The sequence below is a fragment of the Roseivivax sp. CAU 1753 genome (assembly GCF_054482575.1).
In genome coordinates, this window is sequence record NZ_JBTLRF010000004.1 from 186529 (window position 1) to 201537 (window position 15009).

Below are 15009 nucleotides of genomic sequence, written 5' to 3' on the forward strand. Positions count from 1 at the left end.
CCTGGCCTCCGGCGGGCGCGGGCGGCAGGCGAGGTGCCTTGCCGGGACGTTTTCACCGCGGCACCGATGGACGGCCTGACCCGGTCTTGTTAAAGCCCGGTGACCCTGCAGAGCGAAGGAACGCCCATGTCCGCCCACGGCCCCGCCATTCCGATGACCGCGCAGAAATCCGGGCCGCTGACCGGCACCGCAGAGGTGCCCGGCGACAAGTCCATCTCGCATCGCGCGCTGATCCTCGGTGCGCTGTCGGTGGGTGAGACGCGGGTGACCGGCCTGCTCGAAGGGCAGGACGTGCTCGATACCGGGCGCGCGATGCAGGCCTTCGGGGCCGAGGTTTTCAAGGCGGACGACGCCTGGGTCGTGCATGGCGTCGGCGTCGGCGGCTTTGCAGAGCCGGACCAGGTGATCGATTGCGGCAATTCCGGCACCGGCGTGCGGCTGATCATGGGGGCGATGGCCACCAGCGCCATCACCGCCACCTTCACCGGCGATGCCAGCCTCAATGCGCGCCCCATGGCGCGGGTGACGGACCCGCTGCGGCTGTTCGGTGCGCAGGCGATGGGCCGGTCGGGCGGGCGACTGCCGATGACGATCACCGGCGCGCACACCCCTTTGCCGGTGCGCTACGAGACACCGGTGCCCTCGGCGCAGGTGAAGTCCGCGGTGCTGCTGGCGGGGCTCAACGCCCCCGGCGAGACGGTAATCCTCGAGGCCGAGGCGACGCGCGACCATTCCGAGCGGATGCTGGCGGGCTTCGGAGCCCAGGTCGGCGTCGAGGACACACCGCGTGGACGGCTCATCACCTTGCAGGGCCGCCCCGAACTCAGGCCGCAGACCATCGTGGTGCCGCGCGATCCGTCCTCGGCGGCGTTTCCGGTCTGTGCGGCGCTGATCACCGAAGGGTCGGACGTGCTGGTGCCCAATATCGGGCTGAACCCGACGCGTGCGGGGCTGTTCACCACCCTGCGCGAGATGGGGGCCGATCTGAGCTATGAGAACCTGCGCGAAGAGGGCGGTGAGCCGGTCGCCGACCTGCGCGCGCGGTTTTCGCCCGACCTCAGGGGGATCGAGGTGCCCGCGGCGCGCGCGGCGTCGATGATCGACGAATACCCGGTGCTGTCGGTGGTCGCGGCCTATGCCGAAGGCGCGACCTACATGCCGGGGGTCAAGGAATTGCGGGTCAAGGAAAGCGACCGGATCGACGCCATGGCCGAGGGGCTGCGCGCCAACGGCATCGACGTCGACGAGGGCGCGGATTGGTGGCGCGTCCACGGACGGGGCTTTGGCGACGTGACCGGCGGCGCGACGGTGGCGTCGCGGCTCGATCATCGCATCGCGATGGCGTTCCTGGTCTTCGGCCTTGCCGCCGAGAAGGGCTGCCGCGTGGACGATGGCGGCCCGATCGCCACGTCCTTTCCGATCTTCGAGCCGCTGATGGCGTCGCTTGGCGCGACGATTTCGCGCGACGCCGCATGAGCGCGACCGGTTCCTGTCTCTGCGGTGCGATCCGCTACGCGGTCACCGGTCCCCTTCGCCCGGTGGTCGCCTGCCACTGTATGCAATGTCGCAAGACCTCGGGGCACCATGTCGCCGCCACCGCCGCCGATCCCGCCGATATCACGGTGACCGGGGCGGTGCGCTGGTACCGGTCGTCACCCGGGGCAGAGCGTGGATTTTGCCCGACCTGCGGGTCGAACCTGTTCTGGCGGCGCGACAGGCACCTGTCGATCTTCGCGGGCACGCTGGACAGCCATCCGGCCGATCTGACCCTTGCAGGCCATATTTTTTGCGCCGACAAGGGGTCCTACTACCAGATCACCGACGGTACGCCGCAGGCTGCGCAGGACGATCCCGACATTGCCCTCGCGGCGCGCTGAAAACGGAGAGACCCATGGCCTTCACCATCGCCATCGACGGACCCGCCGCATCCGGCAAGGGCACGATCAGCCGCGAGGTGGCGCGCGTCTTCGGCTGCGCGCATCTCGATACCGGATTGTTGTATCGGGCGGTTGGCCGCCGGATGCTGGACGGCGAACGGCCCATCGAGGCCGCACTGGCGTTGCGGGCGGCGGATCTCGACGTGGACGGCCTGCGCAAGCCGCATGTGGGCGAGGCGGCCTCGAAGGTGGCGGTGATCCCCGAGGTGCGCGCGGCGCTGGTCGATTTCCAGCGCGCCTTTGCCCGGCGCGACGGCGGCGCGGTGCTGGACGGGCGCGACATCGGCACGGTGATCTGCCCGGACGCCGAGGCCAAGCTGTTCGTCATCGCCTCGGCCGAGGTGCGCGCGCGACGCCGTTTTGACGAATTCACCGCGGCAGGCGAAACCGTGGATTTCGACCGCGTGCTCGAGGACGTGCGCGCCCGCGATGCCCGTGACATGGGCCGCGCGGACGCGCCGTTGAAGCCCGCCGACGACGCCGTCGAGATCGACACCACGCACCTGACGGTGGACGAAGCCGTCGACGCCGCCATCCGGGCCATCGAGGCGCGCGGCGGCACCCGCGTGCGGTGATGCAGTTCGCGCGGCTGACCCTGCCTGCGCATCTGCGCCGGACCTCGATCCTCAGGGAAAAATACCGCCCCTACGGCTATGCCGACGGCTTTGATGCAGACACGCTTTGGTACGATGCGATCTGGCGGCGGGGCGTGGTGCATCTGGTCTGCCCGCCGTTCAACAACCTCAAGCCGGCGGTGCTGGGGGCCGCGTTTTCGCTGGACGGGTTGGCTGCGCGGGTCCTGCGTTCCCGGCCCTACAAGCGGCACGCGGTGCTGGAACTGGCCGCGCCGCGCGCACCGGACCGGGTCGCGGTGCGCATCGGCGACTGGACCGGCGAAAGCATCGTGCATCACGCGGGCCTGCCCGGCATCGACGGCGCGCGGGTGCATTTCTACATCAACCGCGACAACGACCTGCGCTGGATCGCCGATCATGCGCGCTTCACCCGGTCCGCGCATGGGCTCGATGCGGTGGTGGTGATCGACAACGGCTCGACGTCCTATGGCCCCGACGACATCGCCGACACCCTGCGCGCGCAGGGCGTCGCACCGCTGGTGTTCGAGGCCCCCTACCGCTACGGACCGATCGGCAAGCCCCCCTTCCGACGGACCGAAAAATACCTGCAGACCGCGCTTTTCAATGCGCTCAGGCTGCGCGGACTGGACCGCGCGGGCGGGGTGCTGAACGCCGATCTCGACGAGCTGGTGCTGGGGCGGGGCAGCGTCTTCGAGGCGGTGCGCGCATCGCGGCTGAAGTTCCTGCAGATCAGGGGCCAGTGGATGAACCCCGCGCCCGGCAGCGCGCCGCCGTTTGTCCATGCCGATCACGTCTGGCGGCACGATCCGCCGAAGACCTGCCCGACCAAGTGGTGCCTCGATCCGTCCGGGCCATGTGGCGGCTTCAGCTGGGACATCCACGGCTTCGAAAAGCTGGGCTTTTTGCACAATCTGCCCGCGCGGGGCTTCCGGTTCCTGCATTGCAAGGGCGTGTCGACCGCGTGGAAGGGCAGGGGGCGGCTCGGGGTGCCGAAGGATACCTGCCGCGACGAAGAGGCGGTTCGCGCCCTCGCGACCCATCTGGGCGACTAGCGCGCCCGACCCGCCCGAATCAGCACAGAGGTTTACGGATCGCGTCCGGTTTGTCAGTGTGGGGACGTGGCGCGGGGGCGTCCCGGTCCCGGCGCCGATGGCAAAACGACGGGGAAAACCATGACGCAAAAACCTCTTCTGGCCGCGATGCTGGCGCTGGGCATGTTGCAAGCGCCCGCCGTCGCGCAGGACATCAAGCCCGAGCAGGCAGCCTTCAGCCCGACCTATACGCACGCCAAGATCGCGACTTTCGCCGAGGTGGCGCATCGCGTGGCGGACCTGAAACGCGACGCCATGACGCGGTATTTCGAGGCCGGGGATGCCACCGCCCGGCGCGCCCTGATCGACGCCGCAAACGCGGAGCTGCGGGCGATGATCGAGGCGGCACCGGGGCTGACACTGTCCGAGTTCGACCGCATCAACGCCGAGGCGCGCACCGATCGCGGGCTCAACCTGCGGATCGCGCGGGCGCTGCGGCGGCTCGACGCCACCGATTAGGACCAAACACCCCCGCGGCGGCACAGGCACAGGCAAAGGCGCGTGCGGCAAGGCGGAGGCGGCGGTGTCGGCCAGAGAACACCCGGGGCACACCCGCGGCACTCCCGGGATCGGCAGCGGATGGCAAAAGCCGCGTCCCCTCCCGCCTCTGACCGCCCCCGACCCTTGCCATATGCCGGGAACGGCGCTATGAGCGCGCCTGTCGAGACGGCATCAATGCCGCAGAACAAAAGAGGTGAGCAGGGTCGGACCCGTCCGGCCCCTTTTGTTTTGCACGCCCGGACCAACCCAAAGACCGGCGGAGACAACCGCGCGGCCAGAAAAACGAAGACGTAAAGGAACAACACGCCACATGGCTCAGAACGCTACCATGGAGGAATTCGAGGCCCTTCTGAACGAAAGCCTCGAAATGGACACGCCCGATGAGGGCTCTGTCGTCAAAGGCAAGGTGATCGCTGTCGAAGCGGGCCAGGCCATCATCGATGTCGGCTACAAGATGGAAGGCCGCGTCGATCTCAAGGAATTCGCGAATCCCGGCGAACCTGCGGAAATCAACGTGGGCGACGAAGTGGAGGTCTATCTCCGCTCGGCCGAGAACTCGCGCGGCGAAGCTGTCATCTCCCGCGAGATGGCGCGCCGCGAAGAGGCGTGGGACCGCCTCGAGAAGGCCTATGCCGACGATGCCCGCGTCGAAGGCGCGATCTTCGGCCGCGTCAAGGGCGGCTTCACGGTCGACCTCGGCGGTGCCGTGGCCTTCCTGCCCGGCTCCCAGGTCGATGTGCGCCCGGTGCGCGACGCAGGCCCCCTCATGGGTCTCAAGCAGCCGTTCCAGATCCTCAAGATGGATCGTCGCCGGGGCAACATCGTGGTGTCGCGCCGTGCGATCCTCGAGGAAAGCCGTGCCGAGCAGCGCGCCGAAGTCATCGCCAACCTCGAAGAAGGTCAGGCGGTTGACGGCGTGGTCAAGAACATCACCGAATACGGGGCCTTCGTGGACCTCGGCGGTGTCGACGGCCTGCTGCACGTCACTGACATGGCATGGCGCCGTGTGAACCACCCCTCCGAGATCCTCGCCATCGGCGAGACGGTCAAGGTGCAGGTCATCAAGATCAACCGCGAGACTCACCGTATCAGCCTCGGCATGAAGCAGTTGCAGGAAGATCCCTGGGATCTGGTGGGCGCGAAGTACCCGCTGTCCTCGGTGCATCAGGGTCGCGTCACGAACATCACCGATTACGGTGCGTTCGTCGAGCTGGAGCCCGGTGTCGAAGGCCTCGTGCACGTCTCCGAGATGTCCTGGACCAAGAAGAACGTCCACCCGGGCAAGATCGTTTCCACCAGCCAGGAAGTGGAAGTCATGGTGCTCGAGATCGACGCTGCCAAGCGTCGCGTGTCGCTCGGGCTCAAGCAGACCATGCGCAACCCGTGGGAAGTCTTCTCCGAGACGCATCCGGCGGGCACTGAAGTCGAGGGCGAGGTCAAGAACATCACCGAATTCGGTCTGTTCATCGGTCTCGACGGCGACATCGACGGCATGGTCCACCTGTCGGACCTGAGCTGGGACGAGCGCGGCGAGGATGCCATCCAGAACTATCGCAAGGGTGACATGGTCCAGGCTGTCGTGCAGGAAACCGATGTCGAGAAAGAGCGCATCTCGCTCTCGATCAAGGCACTCGGCGGCGACAAGTTCGCGGAAGCGGTCGGTGGCACCAAGCGCGGCTCCATCATCACCGTCGAAGTCACGGCGATCGAGGATGGCGGCATCGAGGTGGAATACGAGGGCATGAAATCCTTCATCCGCCGCTCGGACCTGTCGCGGGACCGTGCAGAGCAGCGCCCCGAGCGTTTCTCGGTCGGCAACAAGGTCGATGTGCGCGTGACCAACGTGGACAGCAAGACCCGTCGCCTCGGCCTGTCGATCAAGGCGCGCGAGATCGCCGAAGAGAAGGAAGCCGTCGAGCAGTACGGTTCCTCCGCGTCGGGCGCATCGCTGGGTGATATCCTTGGTGCGGCACTCGGCAGCAACAAGGACGAGTGATCGACATCCCCGCGGGGATGGGACACGACAAGGGCCCCGGGCATCCGCCCCGGGGCCTTTTTTTCGCGAATCGGGCAGCTTGTCCGACCCTTGCGGATCGGCCTCGCGGAGGCTCCGCGCTGCCGCAACGCCGTCAGAGCGCCAACCTTGGCCTGCTAAGGGCGTGATTTCCCAGTCCAAAGCGCATGGAAACAGTTTCAGATGGGCGCGGCGCGGCCTATACTGCACCGAACAGAACGCGCCAAATGACGTTTCAAGGGTTCAAGGGGATGTGCGGATGATCCGGTCGGAATTGATCCAGAAAATCGCGGATGACAATCCGCACCTATACCAGCGTGACGTGGAGCGCATCGTGAACACCGTCTTCGATGAGATCACCGGCGCCATGGCGCAAGGCGACCGGGTCGAGTTGCGCGGCTTCGGGGCCTTTTCGGTCAAGAAGCGCGATGCCCGCACCGGTCGGAACCCCCGCACCGGCGAAGCCGTTGAGGTCGAAGAGAAACACGTTCCCTTCTTCAAGACCGGAAAACTCCTGCGCGACCGTCTGAACGGAAAGGCCTGACCAACACATGAGATATATCCGTTACGCATTTATGGCCGCTGTGGCCATCGTGCTGATTGCTGTCGCCCTCGCCAATCGCGGGTTCGTGACGCTGAAACTGCTGCCTGCCGACGTGGCCGATCTGTTGGGGGTGCAGCAGACCCTTTCACTGCCGCTGTTCATCGTGATCTTCGGCGGCATCGTGGTCGGGCTGATCCTCGGGTTCGTCTGGGAATGGCTGCGCGAGCACAAGCATCGCGCCGAAGCCGCGCGCAAGCAGCGCGAGGTCAAGCGGCTCGAACGCGAGTTGAAGCGCACCCAGACCGAGCGCGATCAGGACAAGGACGAGGTGCTCGCCATCCTCGACCAGGCGCGCTGATCCTGCGGGGCCAATACCGGGCCCCGTCCGCGCGACCGCCGATTCCCCGAACCATCGACAGGAAGGCTGGCGCGTCATGACCAAGGTGCGCGTGAAGATCTGCGGACTGACCCGGGAGGAAGACGTGCTGGCCGCGGCGGCGGCGGGGGCATCGTATCTCGGCTTTGTGTTCTTCGCCAAATCGCCCCGCAACGTGTCGGTCGATCGCGCCCGCGATCTGGCCGTCGAGGCACCGGTGGGCGTGGCCAAGGTCGGGCTTCTGGTCAATCCGGGTGCCGCCCTGCTGGACCGGATCGCCGAGGCTGTGCCGCTTGACATGATCCAGCTGCACGGGTCCGAACCCCCTGACCGCGTGGCCGAGATCCGCGCCCACATGGGGCTACCGGTGATGAAGGCGCTGGGGGTGTCGACCGAGGCCGATCTGGCGCGGGTGGCGGATTACGGACGCGTCGCGGACCAGCTTCTGATCGATGCGAAGGCCCCGGCGGGGGCCAAGCTGCCGGGCGGCAACGGGCTGGCCTTCGACTGGAAGCTGGTGCAGGGCCGCCGATGGCCGGTGCCCTGGATGCTGGCAGGCGGGCTGACCCCGGAAAATGCGGGCCGCGCGGTATCGATGACCGGGGCGGTGCAACTCGACGTGTCCTCGGGCGTGGAATCCGCGCCGGGGATCAAGGATGCGGGCAAGATCCGCGCCTTCATCGATGCCGCGCAGAACGCAGGCCAGCCGCCGCGCCTCTAAAGCAGGTCGAGCACACGTTCGGGCGGACGGCCGATCACGGCCCGATTCCCCGCGATCAGGATCGGACGTTCGATCAGTCCCGGCGTGGCGCACATGGCGGCGATCAGCGCTGTCGGGGCGCTGTCAGCGGTCAGCCCTGCCGCCCTGAACGCGGCGTCCCCGGTCCGCATCATCGCGATCGCGGGCAGTCCCAGCCGGGCGAGAGTCGCGTGCAACTCTTCTGCGTCGGGGCTGTCCTCCAGATAGCGCCGCACGGTCACATCGGCACCGCGCGCCTGCAGCAGCGCCAGCGCCTGACGCGATTTCGAGCAGCGCGGATTGTGCCAGAGCGTCAGAGCCATGCGTCGCGGCCCGTGCCCACCGCCTCGGCGACGGTCCCGAACCCTTCGGAGGCCAGCCGCGCGTCCAGTCCCTCGACGATCTCCTGCACGAGGCTAAGCCCGCCATAGACCAGCGCGGTGTAGAGTTGCAGCGCCGAAGCCCCGGCGCGGATCTTCTGCCAGGCGGTTTCGGCGGATTCGATGCCGCCGACGCCGATCAGCGGCAGGGTGCCGTCGGTCAGTTGCGACAGGCGCGCGAGAACGCGGGTCGAGCGGTCGAATACCGGACGTCCCGACAGCCCGCCGGCCTCGCCCGCATGGGGCGAACGCAGCCCGTCGCGCGCGAGGGTGGTGTTGGTGGCGATGATGCCCGACAGGGACGCCGCGCGCGCCACCTCGACCACGTCCCGCAAACCCTGATCGTCGAGATCGGGCGCGATCTTGAGAAAGACCGGCAGCGGGCGGCCCAGGCCGTCACGCGCCGCCATCACCCCGGCCAGAAGCGCCGCGAGCGCGTCCTTGCCCTGCAGATCGCGCAGCTTTTCGGTGTTGGGCGACGACACGTTGACGGTGGCGAAATCGATGTCCCGACCGCAGCGGGTCAGCACGGTCGCGAAATCCGCCGCGCGGTCGGCGCTGTCCTTGTTCGCCCCCAGGTTGAGTCCGATCACCGCATCGCGCGGACGCGCGGCGAGGCGGGTGGCGATGGCCTCCATGCCGTCATTGTTGAACCCGAATCGATTGATCGCGGCGCGGTCCTCGGTCAGGCGAAAGAGCCGTGGACGGGGGTTGCCCGGTTGCGGGCGCGGCGTCGCGGCCCCGACCTCGAGAAAGCCGAAGCCCGCGCGCGCGAGGCCACGCAGCGCGGTTGCATTCTTGTCGAACCCCGCCGCAAGGCCCAGCGGGTTGGTCAGCCGCAGACCCGCCACCTCGCAGCGCAACCGGTCCGAGCTCAGCACGCCCGGTGACGCCGCAATCCCGGCTTGCAGCGCCTTCAGCGCCAGCCCATGCGCGCGTTCCGGATCGAGCCGGTGCAGCAGGGCCAGCCCCGCCTGTTCCGCCAGCTTCATGCCAGGTCCTCGGGGAAGACGTGGATTCCGTTCACCAAAGGCAGGTCCGCGACCCAAATGGCCTGATCGCGGCGCAGCGGGCCGTAGAGATGCGGAAACAGCTGGCCGCCGCGCGAAGGTTCCCATGTCAGGGGGGCGAGGTCGTCCGGATTGTAGGCCAGAAGCTTGAGGCTGCTCTCGTCCGCGAAGTGCTTGGCGGCGGTTTCGGCGGCCTGTGCGGCGGTCGAGAAATGGATATAACCATCGGCCACATCGATGGGCGCGCCCTGGCTTACGCCCTGTGCGTCCAGTTCGGCCCATTCCTGGGCCCGGAGGATTTTATAGATCAACATGGACGCGATGTGCCCGCCGCGTGCCGCATGGTCAAGCCTTTGGCATGTGCGCCTCCGCGTGCCAAGCGCCAGAGTTTTAGTTAAAACTCTGGCCGTGCACGATTTTTGTAAAATCGTGGGCCCGAACCCTCGCGTCAGCTTTGACTATGGCCGGGCATCGTTGCACCATCCGGTCACAGAACAAAAAACCACCATTCGACAGAGAGGAAACCCCATGTCGCTTCGTCTGCTTTCCAGCGCAGCCGGTCTGGCCCTGCTCGCCGGGGCCGCCCAGGCCGAGTATTCGCTGACCATCCTGCACACCAACGATTTCCATGCCCGGTTCGAGCCGATCAGCAAGTATGATTCGACCTGCTCGGCCGAAGACAACACCGCCGGAGAATGCTTCGGCGGCTCGGCCCGACTGATGACCGCGATCGAGGCGGCGAAGGCACGGTCGAACAACCCCATCCTCGTCGATGGCGGCGACCAGTTCCAGGGCACGCTGTTCTATACCTATTACAAGGGCAAGCTTGCCGCCGAGATGATGAACCAGATGGGCTATGACGCGATGACCGTGGGCAACCACGAGTTCGACGACGGCCCCGAAGTGCTTCGCGGATTCGTCGACGCGGTCGCATTCCCGGTGCTGATGTCGAACGCCGATATTTCGGGCGAGGCACAGCTGGCCGATGCGATCATGAAATCCACCGTGATCGAGCGTGGCGGCGAGAAGCTGGGCCTGATCGGCCTGACGCCGCAGGACACCGACGAGTTGGCCAGCCCCGGCCCGAACGTGATCTTCACCGATCCGGTCGATGCGGTGCAGGGCGAGGTCGACAAGCTGACCGAAATGGGCGTGAACAAGATCATCGTGCTGTCGCATTCGGGCTACGGCGTCGACCAGCGCGTCGCCGAAGAGACCACCGGCGTCGATGTCATCGTCGGCGGCCATACCAACACGCTGCTGGGCGAGATGGAAAGCGCCCAGGGCCCGTATCCGACCATGGTCGGCGACACCGCGATCGTGCAGGCCTATGCCTATGGCAAGTTCCTGGGCGAGCTGAACGTGACCTTCGACGACGACGGCAAGCTCACCGAAGCCACCGGCGCGCCGATCATCATGGACAAGGACGTGGTCGAGGCCGAAGCGGTCGTGGCCCGGATCGCCGAAGCGGCCAAACCGCTGGACGAGATCCGCAACAAGGTCGTGGCCGAGACCTCGGCGGCCATCGACGGCGGTCGCGACTCCTGCCGCGCGGGCGAATGCCAGATGGGCAACCTTGTCGCCGATGCCATGCTGGCGCGCGTCGCCTCGCAGGGCGTGCAGATCGCGATCGCCAATGGCGGCGGTCTGCGAGCCTCGATCGACGCGGGCGAAGTGACGATGGGCGAGGTGTTGACCGTGCTGCCGTTCCAGAACACGCTGGCGACCTTCCGGATCTCCGGCGCGGTCGTGGTCGAGGCGCTGGAGAATGGCGTGAGCCAGATCGAGGAGGGGGCCGGCCGGTTCCCGCAAGTGGCCGGTCTGACCTTTACCGTCGATCCCGCCGCGGAACCGGGGGCACGCGTCTCGGAGGTCATGGTGGCCGGTGAGCCCATCGATCCGGAGGCGATGTACGGCGTGGTGTCCAACAACTTCGTCCGCAATGGCGGCGACGGCTACAGGATGCTGATCGATGCGCAGGACGCCTATGATTTTGGCCCCGATCTGGCCGATGTCACGGCGGAATACCTGGCCGCGCAAGGCCCCTATGCGCCCTATACCGATGGTCGCATCACCATGAAGTAATGGTTTCGGCCCGGGCGATGCCCGGCCCGACCCGCGCGCGTAAGGCGGATGCTTCGCGCGCGTTTTTTGGGGCTGACCGCGCGCCACAACTGGGTGGTTGCGCGGGTTTCGGCGGCGAATTTGCGTTTTTTGGGAAAGATGAAGCGGCAGGACGCGCCCGGCATGTCGGGGTTTGGGCGCGTTCGGGGCGAAGAACACAGGAGCGCCGCGCGTGGTCAGCGTCACCGAGCAATACGAGGTCTACCCCTATCCTGACCGCGATCCGGCGGACGAGGCGGTGCGGCTGGTCACCGGATCGCCCTCGCATCCGCTGGAGATGGATCATTTCCTGTGGTCGGGAAGCCGCGACTGGTCCGTGCCGATCCGCATCCTCGTGGCGGGCGGGGGCACCGGGGACGGGCTGGTCCAGCTGGCACAGCTTCTGACCAGCGCCAAGCGGCCCTACGAGATCACCTATCTCGACCTGTCGAGCCGCGCCCGCGCCATTGCCGAGGCCCGGATCGCGGCGCGCGGGCTGACCGGCGTCGACTTTCGCAGCGGATCGCTGCTGGACGCGCCGACGCTGGGGCGGTTCGACTACATCGACTGTTGCGGCGTGCTGCACCATCTGCCGGACCCGGATGCGGGGTTTCGCGCCCTGCGCGCCGCCCTGGCGCCCGGTGGCGGCGCGGGCATCATGGTCTATGCGCCGCATGGCCGCTCGGGGGTCTATCCGCTGCAGCAGGCTTTCGCGGCCCTGTTCCAGGGGGTAGCACCCGAGGATCGGCTGGCCCGGGCCAGGACCATCGTCGCGGCGCTGCCCGAGGGGCACCCGTTCCGCGCCAACACCAACCTGGTGGATCATACCCAGAGCGATGCGGGGTTCTACGACCTTTTGTTGCACAGCCAGGACCGCGCCTATTCGGTGCGCGAACTGACCGACACGCTGGCGCGCACGGGCTGGCAACTGGCATCCTTCGCGACGCCCGGGCTGTACGATCTGGCGCGCATCACGCCGGACGGGCAGGGGCTTGACCCGATCACCGCGATGGAAACGGCCGAGCGGCTGCGCGGCACCATCAAGGTGCACAACGCCTACCTTGTGCCCGATGACGCGGCATTGCCCAGCCCGGCGAGCGGCCGCAACCGGGCCTGTGTGCCGCATCTGCGGGGGCTGGACCCCAAGGCGCTGGCCCGGGCCATCGCGCAGGGCAAGCGTCCGGTGCTCCGGGCCGGGGGTACCGCCGTGCCGCTGGAGTTGAGCCGCAAGGCAGCACCCCTGATCGCCGCGATCGACGGGCGGCGGAGCCTGACCGAGATGGCAGGGGCCACAGGGCACGATCCGGTGGCGTTCCGGGCGCTGTGGCAGCCGGTCGAGGCGGCGCTTGGGGATTGGGGGATCCTGCTATATTCCGGGCTGAACAGGCAGCGGGGTTAAGCGCCCATGTGCGGACGATTTGCCATCACCTTGCCTCCGGACGCCATGGCGCAGCTGTTTGCCGCGCGCCCGGCGAACGATTTGCCGGAGGTGCCGAATTTCAACGTCTGCCCGACCAACGCGATCCACGTGGTGCGCGGAGCCGGTGAGGCGGAAGCGGGGCGCAGCCTCGAGCCGATGCGCTGGGGCTTTATCCCGCACTGGTACAAGAAACCCGCGGATGGCCCGCTGCTGTTCAATGCCAGGGCCGAAACCATTGCCGAAAAACCGGCCTTCCGCGCCGCGGCCCGCGACCGTCGGTGCCTGATCGTCGCCACCGGGTTCTATGAATGGACCCGCGACGCCGAGGACAAGCGACTGCCCTGGTACATCCATCGCAGCGATGGCGCGCCGCTGGTCTTTGCCGGTATCTGGCAGGACTGGGACCGCGCGGGCGACCGGCTGCGCACCGCGGCCATCGTGACCTGTGCGGCCAATGCGGAAATGGCCTGTCTGCATGACCGCATGCCGGTCGTGCTTGCCGCGGATGGATGGGGCCAGTGGCTGGGAGAGGGTGACGGCAAGGCGGCACCGCTGATGCGCCCGGCACCGGACGGCACGCTGGACTATTACCGCGTCGATCCAAAGGTGAATTCGAACCGCGCGAAGGGGCCCGACCTGATCGAGCCCCTTGCGCCATCACCCTGAAGGGCGGCGGTCGCGCTGTTGCCTTGTCGCCCGACGGCGACGGTCGGGCGACCTATTGGTAGATTGCCGCCGCATCCGAATCCAGTGGCGCAGTGAATTCCTGCTTGAACATCGCGGAATAGTCGTAGCCGTCCGCATCGCCATCGCCATCGGTATCGAAATTCGCGTCGCCGTATTGCGCCTTGGCTTCTGCGTCGCTCATCGGGCGCCCGTCCTTGGCAAGGAAGCTTGGAGCCGCCTCCTTGTTCTCGATCCGGCCATAGGCCACGACCTGATCGGTGACCACATCGACCGTTTCCACCGCGTCTATGATGGCGATTGCACCGGCGTCTTCGGCCAGGGCCTGAACGTCGGGGACAGAGTTGTTGAAATCGCGACCCATGACTGCGCCGTCAGCGCCGACCAGGTTCACATAATAGCTTTCACCGGGCGCCACGAGGCCGGTGCTCCAGGACCCGTCGGTCGCGGTCGCGGCCATGGGGGTGTCGGTGGCATTGTAGAACTTGATGGTCCAGTCGGACCCGGCATAGGCGACTTCCGGGAAATAGCCGTAGCCCAGCATCACGACCTCGAAAATCTTTTCGTCGGCATCGACGACTCCCCCATCCTGTGCGGTGGCACTGGTCGCGGAGAATGAGGCAGCGGCGGTCAGAATTAGCAGCGATTTACGAAGCATGGTCTGCTCCTTGAGATTGCATCGGCCCCCACCGGTTGCATTGGCTTGGTGCTAGAGGCAAAATCTGGCGAAAGTTTGGCCTATCGGATGAATTCGGTGCAAATAGTGTGCACTTTGGCGGAAATCCCGGGTCGGGGCAGGCCGCGAATGGCCCGAAGACCAGGACGGGCAAGGCCGATCAGGCGGGGCAGGGCGACGGGCATGTGGACACGGGTGGCACTCTACTGGTTGCCGGGCGGACCGCTCGGCGATCTCGGCGCGGACTGGTTGGGGTGGGATCCACGGGCGGGGCGCGCCCGGCCCGATGCGCGGGTCGTGGCGCCGAAAGCGCGCCGCTACGGGCTGCATGCGACCATTGTGGCGCCCTTCCACATGGCCGAGGGCGTTGATCCGGACGCGGTGGAACAGGCCGCGCGGGATTGCGCCCGGACCTGTGCGCCTGCCGAGCTTGGCCTGCTGCGCGTGGCGGCACTGGGGCGGATGGTCGCGCTGCGCCCGGCTGACTGTGACGGCATTGCGCGGATCGCCAACGGGTTTCTGCACGCACTCGATCCGCTGGCTGCCGATCTTGGCCCAGAGGATCTTGCCCGGCGCGGCCGCAACCTGTCCGCGCGGCAGCGGGCCTATCTGGAGCGGTGGGGCTATGCTTACGTGCTCGATGAATATCGGCCGCACCTGACCTTGTCGGGGGGGCGGCCCGAGGCCGGACTCGATGCGCGGGCGGCGGCGCATTTCGCCCCGGCGCTGACGCAACCTTACCGGCTGGACCAGGTGTCGCTGGTCGGCGAGGACGCCGAGGGGCGTTTTCACCTCATCACGGACCTGCCGCTGGGGACCACCGGCTGAGCCAGCGACGCCCCGGACGCTCGGCAGAGGGCACTGGGGCACTGGGGCACCGAGGCGCACACGGTGCCTCGGTCGTGCCGGACGCGAGGTCCCGGCGGGGCCGCACAGGT

General features: G+C 67.3%; 17 protein-coding genes. 13 read left to right on the forward strand and 4 right to left on the reverse strand.

Features of this window, described 5'->3' with window-relative positions:
- Window positions 1-126 precede the first annotated feature (126 nt).
- The 9 genes from aroA to ACXYMN_RS10705 all read left to right on the forward strand — a co-directional run bounded on the left by aroA (window position 127) and on the right by ACXYMN_RS10705 (window position 7780).
- Complete coding sequence (gene aroA, locus ACXYMN_RS10665; RefSeq protein WP_459013612.1) at window positions 127-1476, forward strand: 3-phosphoshikimate 1-carboxyvinyltransferase; 1350 nt, start codon at window positions 127-129, stop codon at window positions 1474-1476.
- Window positions 1473-1877, forward strand: a complete 405-nt coding sequence (locus tag ACXYMN_RS10670) for a GFA family protein (protein WP_459013613.1) — start codon at window positions 1473-1475, stop codon at window positions 1875-1877. Before aroA ends, ACXYMN_RS10670 begins: the two co-directional genes overlap by 4 nt.
- 14 nt (window positions 1878-1891) lie before the next feature.
- Window positions 1892-2512, forward strand: a complete 621-nt coding sequence (locus ACXYMN_RS10675; protein ID WP_459013614.1) for a (d)CMP kinase — start codon at window positions 1892-1894, stop codon at window positions 2510-2512.
- Window positions 2512-3585, forward strand: coding sequence for a hypothetical protein (locus ACXYMN_RS10680; protein ID WP_459013615.1), 1074 nt, complete (start codon window positions 2512-2514; stop codon window positions 3583-3585). The genes ACXYMN_RS10675 and ACXYMN_RS10680 overlap by 1 nt, the downstream gene beginning before the upstream one ends.
- Before the next feature lie 120 nt (window positions 3586-3705).
- Window positions 3706-4083, forward strand: a complete 378-nt coding sequence (locus ACXYMN_RS10685) for a hypothetical protein (protein ID WP_459013616.1) — start codon at window positions 3706-3708, stop codon at window positions 4081-4083.
- A gap of 235 nt (window positions 4084-4318) precedes the next feature.
- Entirely contained in the window at window positions 4319-6121 is a 1803-nt protein-coding gene (gene rpsA, locus ACXYMN_RS10690) for a 30S ribosomal protein S1 (protein WP_459013617.1), read from the forward strand.
- 277 nt (window positions 6122-6398) lie between these two features.
- On the forward strand, window positions 6399-6683 hold the full coding sequence (gene ihfB, locus ACXYMN_RS10695) for an integration host factor subunit beta (protein ID WP_459013618.1): 285 nt from the start codon (window positions 6399-6401) through the stop codon (window positions 6681-6683).
- 7 nt (window positions 6684-6690) lie between these two features.
- Window positions 6691-7041, forward strand: a complete 351-nt coding sequence (locus tag ACXYMN_RS10700; protein WP_459013619.1) for a lipopolysaccharide assembly protein LapA domain-containing protein — start codon at window positions 6691-6693, stop codon at window positions 7039-7041.
- Window positions 7042-7117: 76 nt separating this feature from the next.
- Entirely contained in the window at window positions 7118-7780 is a 663-nt protein-coding gene (locus ACXYMN_RS10705) for a phosphoribosylanthranilate isomerase (protein ID WP_459013621.1), read from the forward strand.
- Here the strand turns inward: ACXYMN_RS10705 and arsC are convergent.
- From arsC to ACXYMN_RS10720, 3 genes are read right to left on the reverse strand one after another with little or no spacing between them, the layout of a single operon-like run.
- Window positions 7777-8121 (reverse strand): arsenate reductase (glutaredoxin), encoded by a 345-nt coding sequence (arsC, locus tag ACXYMN_RS10710; protein ID WP_459013622.1) that lies wholly within the window; start codon window positions 8119-8121, stop codon window positions 7777-7779. The two genes, ACXYMN_RS10705 and arsC, sit on opposite strands and share 4 nt — an antisense overlap.
- Window positions 8112-9170: a quinone-dependent dihydroorotate dehydrogenase gene (locus ACXYMN_RS10715; RefSeq protein ID WP_459013623.1), complete on the reverse strand. Its 1059-nt coding sequence runs from the start codon at window positions 9168-9170 to the stop codon at window positions 8112-8114. Before ACXYMN_RS10715 ends, arsC begins: the two co-directional genes overlap by 10 nt.
- The gene (locus ACXYMN_RS10720; RefSeq protein WP_459013624.1) at window positions 9167-9502 is read right to left on the reverse strand and encodes a DUF952 domain-containing protein; all 336 of its coding nucleotides are present in this window, start codon (window positions 9500-9502) and stop codon (window positions 9167-9169) included. The genes ACXYMN_RS10715 and ACXYMN_RS10720 overlap by 4 nt, the downstream gene beginning before the upstream one ends.
- 214 nt (window positions 9503-9716) lie before the next feature.
- On the opposite strand from ACXYMN_RS10720, the gene ACXYMN_RS10725 reads away from it, so the two are divergent.
- The 3 genes from ACXYMN_RS10725 to ACXYMN_RS10735 all read left to right on the forward strand — a co-directional run bounded on the left by ACXYMN_RS10725 (window position 9717) and on the right by ACXYMN_RS10735 (window position 13377).
- Window positions 9717-11273: a bifunctional metallophosphatase/5'-nucleotidase gene (locus ACXYMN_RS10725; protein ID WP_459013625.1), complete on the forward strand. Its 1557-nt coding sequence runs from the start codon at window positions 9717-9719 to the stop codon at window positions 11271-11273.
- 211 nt (window positions 11274-11484) lie between these two features.
- Window positions 11485-12690: a class I SAM-dependent methyltransferase gene (locus ACXYMN_RS10730; RefSeq protein ID WP_459013626.1), complete on the forward strand. Its 1206-nt coding sequence runs from the start codon at window positions 11485-11487 to the stop codon at window positions 12688-12690.
- Window positions 12691-12696: 6 nt separating this feature from the next.
- Window positions 12697-13377, forward strand: coding sequence for an SOS response-associated peptidase (locus ACXYMN_RS10735; protein ID WP_459013627.1), 681 nt, complete (start codon window positions 12697-12699; stop codon window positions 13375-13377).
- Window positions 13378-13429: 52 nt separating this feature from the next.
- On the opposite strand, the gene ACXYMN_RS10740 is transcribed toward ACXYMN_RS10735, so the two are convergent.
- Window positions 13430-14053, reverse strand: coding sequence for a hypothetical protein (locus ACXYMN_RS10740; protein ID WP_459013628.1), 624 nt, complete (start codon window positions 14051-14053; stop codon window positions 13430-13432).
- Window positions 14054-14254: 201 nt separating this feature from the next.
- Between ACXYMN_RS10740 and ACXYMN_RS10745 the strand changes: the two genes are divergently transcribed.
- Window positions 14255-14899 carry a DUF1045 domain-containing protein gene (locus ACXYMN_RS10745; protein ID WP_459013629.1) on the forward strand — a complete coding sequence of 215 codons (645 nt, stop codon included), beginning with the start codon at window positions 14255-14257 and terminating at the stop codon, window positions 14897-14899.
- Window positions 14900-15009: the final 110 nt, after the last annotated feature.

Bases quoted from the DNA above. Each gene is read 5' to 3' on its own strand.
- aroA (WP_459013612.1), top strand. From the start codon at position 127: ATGTCCGCCCACGGCCCCGCCATTCCGATGACCGCGCAGAAATCCGGG.
- ACXYMN_RS10670 (WP_459013613.1), top strand. From the start codon at position 1,473: ATGAGCGCGACCGGTTCCTGTCTCTGCGGTGCGATCCGCTACGCGGTC.
- ACXYMN_RS10675 (WP_459013614.1), top strand. From the start codon at position 1,892: ATGGCCTTCACCATCGCCATCGACGGACCCGCCGCATCCGGCAAGGGC.
- ACXYMN_RS10680 (WP_459013615.1), top strand. From the start codon at position 2,512: ATGCAGTTCGCGCGGCTGACCCTGCCTGCGCATCTGCGCCGGACCTCG.
- ACXYMN_RS10685 (WP_459013616.1), top strand. From the start codon at position 3,706: ATGACGCAAAAACCTCTTCTGGCCGCGATGCTGGCGCTGGGCATGTTG.
- ihfB (WP_459013618.1), top strand. From the start codon at position 6,399: ATGATCCGGTCGGAATTGATCCAGAAAATCGCGGATGACAATCCGCAC.
- ACXYMN_RS10700 (WP_459013619.1), top strand. From the start codon at position 6,691: ATGAGATATATCCGTTACGCATTTATGGCCGCTGTGGCCATCGTGCTG.
- ACXYMN_RS10705 (WP_459013621.1), top strand. From the start codon at position 7,118: ATGACCAAGGTGCGCGTGAAGATCTGCGGACTGACCCGGGAGGAAGAC.
- arsC (WP_459013622.1), bottom strand. From the start codon at position 8,121: ATGGCTCTGACGCTCTGGCACAATCCGCGCTGCTCGAAATCGCGTCAG.
- ACXYMN_RS10715 (WP_459013623.1), bottom strand. From the start codon at position 9,170: ATGAAGCTGGCGGAACAGGCGGGGCTGGCCCTGCTGCACCGGCTCGAT.
- ACXYMN_RS10720 (WP_459013624.1), bottom strand. From the start codon at position 9,502: ATGTTGATCTATAAAATCCTCCGGGCCCAGGAATGGGCCGAACTGGAC.
- ACXYMN_RS10725 (WP_459013625.1), top strand. From the start codon at position 9,717: ATGTCGCTTCGTCTGCTTTCCAGCGCAGCCGGTCTGGCCCTGCTCGCC.
- ACXYMN_RS10735 (WP_459013627.1), top strand. From the start codon at position 12,697: ATGTGCGGACGATTTGCCATCACCTTGCCTCCGGACGCCATGGCGCAG.
- ACXYMN_RS10740 (WP_459013628.1), bottom strand. From the start codon at position 14,053: ATGCTTCGTAAATCGCTGCTAATTCTGACCGCCGCTGCCTCATTCTCC.
- ACXYMN_RS10745 (WP_459013629.1), top strand. From the start codon at position 14,255: ATGTGGACACGGGTGGCACTCTACTGGTTGCCGGGCGGACCGCTCGGC.